A 10411-nucleotide genomic window follows, 5' to 3' on the forward strand; every position below is an offset into this window, starting at 1 on the left:
CGCCGGGGCAGGGCGGGTGGGGGTTACCGCAGACGGAGGTCGGGGCTTAGCGCATGCGGTGTTTGAGCGCGCGCTCCACCTCGCGCTTGCCCTCGCGCTCCTTGATGGTGTCGCGCTTGTCGTGCTGCGCCTTGCCGCGCGCCAGTGCGATCTCGCACTTGACGCGGCCGTTCTTCCAGTGCAGGTTCAGTGGCACCAGGGTGTAGCCTTTTTGCTCCACCTTGCCGATGAGGCGGCGGATCTCGGCCTTGTGCATCAGCAATTTGCGCGTGCGATCCGTGTCCGCGCGGATGTGCGTGGAGGTGCTGCGCAGCGGGTGGATCAGACAGCCGATCAGGAACAACTCGCCGTCGCGCACCACGACATAGCCTTCGGTGATCTGCACCTTGCCATCGCGGATGGCCTTGACCTCCCAGCCCTGCAGCACAACGCCGGCTTCGAAGCGCTCTTCGATGTGGTAGTTGAAGAACGCTTTCTTGTTCTCGGCGATGCGGCTGTCGGTGGCGGCTTTGGACTTCGGGGCGGACATGGGACCTACAATCGGGGCAGGGCCGCCGATTGTATGAAACCGAAAACCGTCCGCAAGTCCGTGCTCGTCTGGCACAGCCCGCACGAGATGTTTCAGCTGGTCAGCGACGTGGAGCGCTACCCCGAGTTTCTGCCGTGGTGCGCGTCCGGCCAGGTGCTCGAGCGCACGCCGGATGGCATGGTGGCTTCGATCGGCATGGCCTTTGGTGGTGTGCGAAAAAGCTTCACCACCCGCAATGTGCACGAGGCCGACCGCCGCATTCACCTGCGCCTGGTAGAAGGGCCGTTTTCCCAGTTGGAGGGGCATTGGGAGTTTTTGCCCGTGGGCGACGGCGATGCGCGCGCTTGCAAGATCGAGTTCTCGCTGCGGTATGGCTTTTCTAGCAGCGTGCTGGCGGCCTTGGTGGGGCCCGTGTTCGACCGCATCGCCGACTCCCTGGTGGACGCCTTCGTCAAACGGGCCGATCAGGTGTATGGGGGGTGAGATGCGCGTGACCGTGGTCTGGGCCTCGGCGCCCCGCACTGTGCGGGAGGTCACCCTCGATCTGCCGGACGGGGCCACGGTGGCGCAGGCGCTGGCCCACACCGGATGGGGCCTGGGGCCCATCGATGCGGGACCAGACGGCTTGGCGGCGAGCATCTGGGGTCGGCGCGCGTGCCCGGATACACCCCTGCGCGAGGGCGACCGGCTGGAACTGACCCGCCCGCTGCGGGTGGACCCCAAGGTGGCGCGGCGGGAACGCTTCCAGCGGCAGGGCGCGCGTGCGGCCGGCTTGTTTGCGCGCACCCCCAAACGTTGACGCGCCGGGGCTCACCCTCGGGTGGACCGGGTCCCGTGTGGTGCCGGCGCCCCGAATACAATAGCGCTTTTGGAGCCCTTCCCATGCGCCTGCTCGGAAAAGCGTTGACCTTCGACGATGTGTTGTTGGTCCCCGCGTACTCGCAAGTTCTGCCCAAGGACACGTCGCTGGCCACCCGCTTCACCCGCGACATCACCCTCAACCTGCCGCTGGTGTCGGCGGCGATGGACACCGTCACCGAGGCGCGCTTGGCGATCGCCATCGCGCAGGAGGGCGGTATCGGCATCATCCACAAGAACCTGTCCGTGCAGGAGCAGGCCGCGCAGGTGGCCAAGGTCAAGCGCTACGAATCCGGCGTGCTGCGCGACCCGGTGGTCATCAGCCCCGACACCACGGTGCGCCAGGTCGTCAAGCTGTCCGATGAGCTGGGCGTTTCGGGTTTTCCGGTCGTCGATGGCGGCAAGGTCGTCGGCATCGTCACCGGGCGTGACCTGCGCTTCGAGACGCGCATGGACGTGCCGGTGCGCGAGATCATGACGCCGCGCGAGCGGCTGGTCACCGTGCCGGAGGGCACCACGCCGGAGGCGGCCAAGGCGCTGCTGAACAAGCACAAGCTGGAGCGGCTGCTGGTCGTCAACGACGCCTTCGAGCTCAAGGGCCTGATCACCGTCAAGGACATCACCAAGCAGCTTAATTTCCCCAACGCCGCGCGCGACGACAACGGCCGCCTGCGCGTCGGCGCCGCGGTCGGCGTGGGCCCCGGCACCGACGAGCGCGTCGAGGCGCTGGTCAAGGCCGGCGTGGACGTGATCGTCGTCGACACCGCGCACGGCCACAGCAAGGGCGTGCTGGACCGCGTGCGCTGGGTCAAGCACAACTTCCCGCAGGTGCAGGTGGTCGGCGGCAACATCGCCACGGGCGAGGCCGCCCGCGCGCTGGCGGAGGCCGGGGCGGATGCGGTCAAGGTCGGCATCGGGCCCGGCTCCATCTGCACCACGCGCATCGTGGCCGGTGTCGGCGTGCCACAGATCACCGCCATCGACAACGTGGCCACGGCGCTCAAGGGCACCGGCGTGCCGCTGATCGCCGACGGCGGCATCCGCTACAGCGGCGACATCGCCAAGGCGCTGGCCGCCGGCGCGCACTGCGTGATGATGGGGGGCATGTTCGCCGGCACCGAGGAGGCGCCGGGCGAGGTGATCCTGTACCAAGGCCGCAGCTACAAGAGCTACCGCGGCATGGGCTCGATCGGCGCGATGAAGGCCGGCAGCGCCGACCGCTACTTCCAGGAAAACGACGAGGCCGCCAACCCCAACGCCGACAAGCTGGTGCCGGAAGGCATCGAGGGCCGCGTGCCGTACAAGGGCTCGGTGGTGTCGATCATCTTCCAGATGGCCGGCGGCATCCGCGCCGCGCTGGGCTACTGCGGCTGCGCCAGCATCGCCGAGCTGCACGACAAGGCCGCCTTCGTCGAGATCACCGCCGCCGGCATCCGCGAAAGCCACGTGCACGACGTGCAGATCACCAAGGAAGCGCCGAACTACCGGCTGGATTGACCTGACGCCGCACCAAGGGCCGCCGGCGAGGCGGCCTTTCGCTTTGGCGGCCCTGACGCGGACACGACGCGATGAACCACGACAAGATCCTCATCCTCGACTTCGGCTCGCAGGTCACGCAGCTGATCGCGCGGCGCGTGCGCGAGGCGCACGTCTACTGCGAGGTGCACCCCTGCGACGTCAGCAGCGAGTGGGTGCGGCAGTACGCTGCCGACGGGCGCCTGAAGGGCGTCATCCTGTCGGGCAGCCACGCCAGCGTCTACGAGGTGGACGACCGCGCGCCCGACGCGGTGTTCGAGCTGGGCGTGCCGGTGCTGGGCATCTGCTACGGCATGCAGACGATGGCGCAGCAGCTCGGTGGGCGCGTGGAGGGTTCGCCGGTGCGCGAGTTCGGCTACGCCGAGGTGCGCGCGCGCGGCCACACGGCGCTGCTGAAGGACGTCGCCGACTTCCACACGCCCGAGGGGCACGGCATGCTGAAGGTGTGGATGAGCCACGGCGATAAGGTGGTGGAGCTGCCGCCCGGCTTCAAGCTGATGGCCAGCACCGACTCGTGCCCGATCGCCGGCATGGCCGACGAGGCGCGGCGCTTCTACGGCGTGCAGTTCCACCCGGAGGTGACGCACACCGTGCAGGGGCGGGCGATCCTGGAGCGCTTCGTGCTGGAGATCTGCGGCGCCAAGCCCGACTGGATCATGCGCGACCACATCGAGGAGGCGGTGGCGGCCATCCGCGCGCAGGTCGGCGACGAGGAGGTGCTGCTGGGCCTCTCGGGCGGGGTCGATTCGTCGGTGGCCGCAGCGCTCATCCATCGCGCCATCGGTGATCAGCTCACCTGCGTGTTCGTCGACCACGGCCTTCTGCGCCTGCACGAGGGCGACCTGGTGATGGACATGTTCGCTGGCAAGCTGCACGCCAAGGTGATCCGGGTGGACGCGAGCGAACTCTTCCTGCGCGAGCTCGCCGGCGTCACCGATCCCGAGCAGAAGCGCAAGATCATTGGCCGGCTGTTCGTGGACGTTTTCAAGGCCGAGGCCGAAAAGCTCAAGGCCGCGCGACCCGGCTCCAAGGGCATCCAGTGGCTGGCCCAGGGCACCATCTACCCGGACGTGATCGAGTCGGGCGGCGCCAAGAGCAAGAAGGCCGTCACGATCAAGAGCCACCACAACGTCGGCGGCCTGCCCGAGCAACTGGGCCTGAAGCTGCTGGAGCCGCTGCGCGACCTGTTCAAGGATGAGGTGCGCGAGCTGGGCGTGGCGCTGGGCCTGCCGCACGACATGGTCTATCGCCACCCGTTCCCCGGGCCGGGGCTGGGCGTGCGCATCCTCGGCGAGGTGAAGAGGGAGTACGCCGACCTGCTGCGCCGGGCCGATGCCATCTTCATCGAGGAGCTGCGCTCCACCATCGAGCCGAACTCGGGAAAAAGCTGGTACGACCTCGTCAGCCAGGCGTTCGCGGTGTTCCTGCCGGTCAAGAGCGTCGGCGTGATGGGCGACGGCCGCACCTACGACTACGTGGTCGCGCTGCGCGCGGTGCAGACCAGCGACTTCATGACCGCCGACTGGGCCGAGCTGCCGTACAGCCTGCTTAAGCGCGTCTCCGGCCGCATCATCAACGAGGTGCGCGGCATCAACCGCGTCACCTACGACGTCAGCTCCAAGCCGCCAGCGACGATCGAGTGGGAGTAGGCGACGGCGCTCTCGGTCAGCATGGATCCGACCCCCGCCTCCCCGGACGACGAGCGCTGGATGGCCGAGGCGCTGGCGCTGGCACGGCAGGCCGCCGAGGCCGGCGAGGTGCCGGTGGGGGCGGTGGTGGTGCACGCCGGGCGCATCGTCGGTCGGGGGCACAACCAGCCGGTGGGCAGTGGCGATCCCACCGCGCACGCCGAGATCGTGGCGCTGCGCGAGGCCGCGCGCACCCTGGGCAATTACCGGTTGGACGGCTGCACGCTGTACGTGACCATCGAGCCGTGCGCCATGTGCGCGCAGGCGGCGCTGCACGCCCGTCTGGCCCGCGTGGTCTATGGGGCCGCGGAGCCGCGCACCGGGGCCGCGGGTTCCGTGGTCGATTTGTTCGCCCAGCCCGTGCTGAACCCGCACACCGCGGTGGCTTGCGGCGTGCAGGCCGAGGCCGCCGCGGCGCTGCTGCGCACTTTCTTTGCCCGCCGGCGTGCCGAACGGCGTGCGCGCGCCGAACCCCTGCGCGAGGATGCCCTGCGCACGCCCGACGATGCATTCGATGCCGTGTGGCAGCGCGCGACGGCCTGGGGGGTGTCCCCCCAGGCGTCCCACACGCGGCAGGATTTGCCGGCCTTGGATGGGCTGCGGCTGCACTGGCTGGACCTGGGGCCGTCGCAAGCCGCGCTGCCGTGGGTGTGTTTGCACGGACTTCTGGCTTGGTGGCCGCAGTGGGGGCCGTGGTTGCCCGCGCGCCTGGCAGCGGGTGAGCGATGTCTGGTGCCGGATCTGATCGGCTTTGGCCAGAGCGACAAGCCCAAAAAGCCGGCCTGGCACACTCCCGCGCGCCATGCCGAAATCCTGCGCGACTGGCTGGATGCGCTGGCGGTGGATGCCTGTCGGGTGGCCTTGGCGCCGGGTGCCGAAGCTCTGTGGCCCGCGCTGCAGACAGCCCTAGGGCTGCGCATACGGGATGTTCTGCATGTGCCGGCGGAGGGCTTGCTGCCTCCCGCAGCGGAATGGATGAATGCCCCGTTCCCTGATCGCGGTCACCGGGCCGGCCCCGTGGCGCTGTCCGGTGCGGCCCGATAATCGGGCCATGCCCAGTCTGTACATCTACTCCCCCAGCGGGGCGGTGCGCGACCGCGCCGCCTTTCGGCGTGCCGTGCGCCGCTTGCATGCCGCCGGCTACGAAGTCGCGGTGGACGCCACTGCACTGACCCGCTACCAGCGCTTCGCGGGCGATGACGATGCGCGGCTGGCCGCCATCGAGCGCGCGGCCACCAGCGGTGCGGATGTGGCGCTGACCACGCGCGGGGGCTACGGCCTGACCCGCCTGCTGCCGCATTTGCCCTACGACGCAATCGACGCCGCCGCACGCCGTGGCATGGCCTGGGTGGGGCTGAGCGACTTCACCGCCTTTGGGCTGGCTGTGCTGGCCCAGCGCGGGACGCCCAGCTGGGCCGGTCCAGCGGTGATGGAGGACTGGGCGGTCGAGGCGCCGGACGACATCACCACCGCCTGTTTCGACGACTTGGCGCAAGGGGTGGGGGAGGGGGCCGGCTGGCGGCTGCCGCTGTCCGACTTGCGCGCACACCCCGAGCTGGCGGCCGGCTGGCGCGTGGAAGGCGCGACGCTCTGGGGGGGCAATCTGTCGATCCTGGCCGGACTGGTGGGTACCCCGTATCTGCCGTCGGTCGACGGTGGCTTGCTGTTTTTGGAGGATGTGGGCGAGCATCCCTACCGCATCGAGCGGATGCTGACGCAACTGCTGCTCGCGGGGGTGCTGGGGCGGCAAAAGGGCATTCTGCTGGGCGCGTTCAATCGCTTTGCGCTCACGCCGCACGACCGGGGGTTCCGGCTCGAGACGGTGGTGGCGTGGTTGCGTGCCCAACTGCCCGGGGTGCCGGTGCTGACCGGGCTGCCATTCGGGCATGTGCCGACCAAGGTCGTGCTTCCGGTGGGGCGGCCCGTCGACGCTATGGTCGAGGGCCGCGACGCGCTGCTGTTCTGGGGCTGATCCCGCCGCCGTTCAGGCCGCGACTGCGGCCACCTCTGCCACACGACGCCCGATGTGCGCCAGCGCCTCGTCCACCTGATCGATCAGGATCAGGCACAGGTCGCCGGGCTGCAGCCGTGCCAGCGCCGTGTCGATGGCGAGGAATTCGCCCCGGATGGCCGTGTGCCAGCGGGTTTTGGGAGCGCCCTCGAGGCCCTGCTGCAGCAGGGCGATGACTTCGCCGTCCGCCCGTCCGCGCTGGCATGCGTCCTCGAACAGCACCACTTCGTCGAAGACTCGGCCGATCTGGCGGGTTTGGTCCACGATGTCCTGATCGCGCCGGTCACCGGCCGCGCTGATGACCGCGACCCGCTTGCCCGCCGGCAAGGCCTCGGCGGCGCGGCACAGCGCGGCGATCGCGTCCGGATTGTGGCCATAGTCGGCGATCACCGTGGCGCCGCGGTAATCGAAACGGTTGAAGCGGCCGGGTACGGTGGCGGCGTCGGAGGTAAAGCTCTCCAGCCCGTGGGCGATGGCATCCCACGGCACCCCGACGGCCCACGCGGCAGCGATGGCGGCCATGGCATTGTCAACCTGGAAGGCCAGCGCTCCGCCATCGGTGAGCGGGATCTGGGCTAGCGGCAGTCGCACCTGCCATCCCCCTTCGGCCGCGACGATGTGCCCGTCTTCCACGAACACCACGCGCTTGCCCAGCGCGCGGTGGGTGGCGATGACGGGGTGGTGGGGCGCGGGACCGAAATAGGTGATCTGGCCCGGGCAGAAGTCCGCCATCGCTACGCAGTGGGGGTCAGCGGCGTTGAGCACGGCCATACCCCCGGCGGCCACGTTCTGCACGATCACGCGCTTGAGGACGCTCAGGTCCTCCACGGTGGTGATGTAGTTGAGGCCCAAGTGGTCGCCTGTACCGATGTTTGTGACGATGGCCACCTGGCAGCGGTCGAATGCCAGACCCTCGCGCAGAATGCCCCCGCGGGCGGTCTCCAGCACGGCCGCATCCACATCCGGGTGGGCGAGCACGCGGCGTGCGCTGCGCGGGCCGCTGCAGTCGCCACTGTCGATTTGCCGGCCGTTGACGTACACCCCGTTGGTGTCGGTGAAGCCCACGCGCCAGCCGCGCTGTTGCAGCAGGTGCGAGGTCAGGCGCACGGTGGTGGTCTTGCCATTGGTGCCGGTGACGGCGATGACGGGGATGCGCCCGTCATCGCCCGGTGCGAACATGTGGTCGATGATGGCCTGCCCGACATTGCGCCCCTTGCCGAAGGAGGGACTGAGGTGCATGCGCAGGCCCGGCGCGGCGTTCACCTCGACGATACCGCCGCTTTGCGACTCCAGCGGCTCCACCACGTTTTGGCACACCACGTCCACGCCGCACACGTCCAGCCCCACCGTCATGGCAGCGGCGACCGCGCGCTGTGCCACCAGCGGATGCACCTCGTCGGTGACGTCGGTGGCGGTGCCACCGGTGGACAGGTTGGCATTGTTGCGCAGCACCACGCGCGCGCCGCGCGGTGGCACCGAATCGGGCGTCAACCCTTGCTGCGCCAGGCGGTCGATGGCGATGTCGTCGAGCCGGATGCGCGTCAGCGGCGTGGCGTGCCCGTCGCCGCGCCGAGGGTCGGCGTTGACCGCGTCCACCAACTGGCGCACGGTGTGCACGCCATCCCCCACGACCAGCGGCGGGTCACGGCGTGCCGCGGCGACCAGTTTGCGCCCGACGACCAGCAGCCGAAAATCGATGCCCGGCAAATAACGCTCGACCATCACCTCGCTGCCGTAGTGGCTGGCGACTTCGTAGGCCGCCAGCACCTGCTCGCGCGTTCGGATATTGACGGTCACGCCCTTGCCCTGATTGCCGTCGCGCGGCTTGACGACGACGGCCCCGCCCAAGGCCTGCGCGGCCCGCCAGGCGTCCTCGGCGTCGGTAACGGGGCGCCCCAGCGGCACGGGCACGCCCGCCGCGTGCAGCAATTTTTTCGTCAGTTCCTTGTCCTGGGCGATCGACTCGGCGATGGCGCTGGTGGTGTCGCACTCCGCAGCCTGGATGCGGCGCTGTTTGCTGCCCCAGCCAAACTGAACCAGGCTGCCCGTGGTCAGGCGCCGGAAGGGGATGCCGCGCGCGACGGCCGCATCGACGATGGAGCCGGTCGAGGGGCCCAGGCGGATGTCCTCGTCCAACTCTTTGAGCCGGCCGATGGCCGCGGCCGTGTCGTAGGGCTGGTTGTCGCGGGCCGCCTGCAGCAGCTCCAGGGCCGTGTCGAACGCCAGTCGCCCGACCTCCTCCACGGTGTACTCGACCACGACCTGGTAGATCCCCGGCTCGGGCGCGGCAATGGTGCGGCTGAAACTCAGCGGGCAGCCGGCGTGGGTCTGCAGCGCCAGAGCGGTGATTTCCAGCGCATGCGCCATCGACACCACGCCATCGGCGGTCGGCTCCGGCAGCACCCCCAGCTCGGGGAAGCGCTGCCGAAGCCGCGCCTCGAAGCCAGTCAGGCGGCGCAGGTCGGACTCCTCTGGCGTGCAGTGCACGGTCGCTTCGATGGCCGTGTAGCGGCTCCACAGGTTCGGGCCCCGCAGGGCCCGCAGGCGAGTGACGTTCATGGCGGCTCGGGCAGCAGTGTCAGAGGACGGAGAGTTGGGGAGCGGCGGTTTCGATGCCAGCACGAATCAGGCCGAGGGGCAGGCCCAGCGCCACGGCGGCGCCCAGCACGGCCAGCAGCGTTTCGACCCGGATGTGGCGCAGCACGGCTTGCACGCCGGCGTGGTCCAGATCGAGCACCGGGATAGTGCCGTTCGCGTTCACCAGTACGGCTTGCCGCCCGTCGACGGTCAGAAAGCGCCGGCCATCGGCCACATGCGCCTCGCGCGCCGTGTGGCGCGGATCGGTGCTGAACAGCAGCACATCGCCGTCGCACAGCTCGGCCAGACTAGCGCACACGTCGCAGTCGGCGTTGAGCACGGCGCACCCCTGTGGCAGCACCACATCGACCTGGGTGCGCAACACCTTGCGCATATGCTCGCGGGTGGTGATGTAGTGGTCCTCCAGCCCCTTGGGCTCGGGCACGTCGGTCACCACGCCCACCAGGCAGCGGTCGTAGGGCAGCCCTTCGTCCAGGATGCTGCGGGGGGAGTTTTCGATCACGGCTGCATCGACGCAGCGGTTCATGAGGACGCGCTGGCCCGCCTCCCAGTCCGAGGGCAAACTGGCGTCGATGGGCTGGGCCTGCAGATACAGCCGCCCCCCGCACGAGACGCCGACGGTATGGTCGGCGCGTTGCAGCAGCGACCCGATCAGCAGGGCCAGCGGCGCCGTCTCCCGGGTGCCGGTGATGCCGACGACGGGGATGCGGCCGTTCTCGTGTCCGGGGAACAAGTGATCGACGATGGCCTCGCCCACCGGGCGCGGCTTGCCGCTCGCCGGCTTGAGGTGGGGCAGCAGCCCGGGGCCGGCGTTGACCTCCACGATCGCCCCGCCTTGCGCGGCAAGCGGCTGGCCGATGTCCTCTACCACCAGGTCGATGCCCGCGATGTCCAGCCCCACCACGCGGGCGGCCAGGGCCGTCAGCTCGGCCACGTCCGGGTGCACCAAGTCGGTCACGTCGTCTGTCAGCAGCCCGGTGCGCTGCACCAGCACCTCGCGGCCGGCCTCGGGTACGCTGTCCGGCTCCAGCCCTTGACGGCGCAGCTCCAGCATCACGTCGCGGTTTTCCGGCAGTCGGATGGTGTCGAGCGGAAACTCTTCCTCCTCGCCCCGCCGGGACCGATGCCCTGGAACCGTCAGCCGCGACCGGCCGCTACGGTGTCCATGACCCAACCCGCAGCGCACAAGCC

At 69.6% G+C, this 10411-nt stretch carries 8 protein-coding genes and 1 pseudogene; 6 read left to right on the forward strand and 3 right to left on the reverse strand.

From position 1 onward, the window contains the following. Window positions 1-46: 46 nt before the first annotated feature. The gene (gene smpB / locus ACK4TH_RS05470) at window positions 47-529 is read right to left on the reverse strand and encodes an SsrA-binding protein SmpB (protein ID WP_409623654.1); all 483 of its coding nucleotides are present in this window, start codon (window positions 527-529) and stop codon (window positions 47-49) included. Between the two features lie 33 nt (window positions 530-562). On the opposite strand from smpB, the gene ACK4TH_RS05475 reads away from it, so the two are divergent. From ACK4TH_RS05475 to ACK4TH_RS05500, 6 genes are all read left to right on the forward strand, one after another. Beyond that, window positions 563-1012 (forward strand): type II toxin-antitoxin system RatA family toxin, encoded by a 450-nt coding sequence (locus ACK4TH_RS05475; RefSeq protein ID WP_409623656.1) that lies wholly within the window; start codon window positions 563-565, stop codon window positions 1010-1012. Window position 1013: 1 nt separating this feature from the next. Beyond that, window positions 1014-1328 (forward strand): RnfH family protein, encoded by a 315-nt coding sequence (locus ACK4TH_RS05480; RefSeq protein WP_409623658.1) that lies wholly within the window; start codon window positions 1014-1016, stop codon window positions 1326-1328. 83 nt (window positions 1329-1411) lie between these two features. Beyond that, a complete protein-coding gene (guaB, locus tag ACK4TH_RS05485; protein ID WP_409623660.1) occupies window positions 1412-2884 on the forward strand; it encodes an IMP dehydrogenase in 1473 nt (490 codons plus the stop codon). Between the two features lie 71 nt (window positions 2885-2955). Continuing rightward, window positions 2956-4572 (forward strand): glutamine-hydrolyzing GMP synthase, encoded by a 1617-nt coding sequence (gene guaA, locus ACK4TH_RS05490; protein ID WP_409623662.1) that lies wholly within the window; start codon window positions 2956-2958, stop codon window positions 4570-4572. Window positions 4573-4593: 21 nt separating this feature from the next. Beyond that, window positions 4594-5655 (forward strand): tRNA adenosine(34) deaminase TadA, encoded by a 1062-nt coding sequence (tadA, locus tag ACK4TH_RS05495; RefSeq protein WP_409623664.1) that lies wholly within the window; start codon window positions 4594-4596, stop codon window positions 5653-5655. A gap of 7 nt (window positions 5656-5662) precedes the next feature. Then, on the forward strand, window positions 5663-6583 hold the full coding sequence (locus ACK4TH_RS05500) for an LD-carboxypeptidase (RefSeq protein WP_409623666.1): 921 nt from the start codon (window positions 5663-5665) through the stop codon (window positions 6581-6583). A gap of 12 nt (window positions 6584-6595) precedes the next feature. Here the strand turns inward: ACK4TH_RS05500 and cphA are convergent, their stop codons facing one another. Together cphA and ACK4TH_RS05510 are read right to left on the reverse strand one after the other, a co-directional pair. Beyond that, window positions 6596-9181, reverse strand: coding sequence for a cyanophycin synthetase (gene cphA, locus ACK4TH_RS05505; protein ID WP_409623668.1), 2586 nt, complete (start codon window positions 9179-9181; stop codon window positions 6596-6598). 19 nt (window positions 9182-9200) lie between these two features. Further along, window positions 9201-10411: pseudogene (locus ACK4TH_RS05510) on the reverse strand (cyanophycin synthetase); the annotation flags it as partial.

This window comes from Tepidimonas sp., from assembly GCF_046292505.1.
Classification (GTDB): domain Bacteria; phylum Pseudomonadota; class Gammaproteobacteria; order Burkholderiales; family Burkholderiaceae_C; genus Tepidimonas.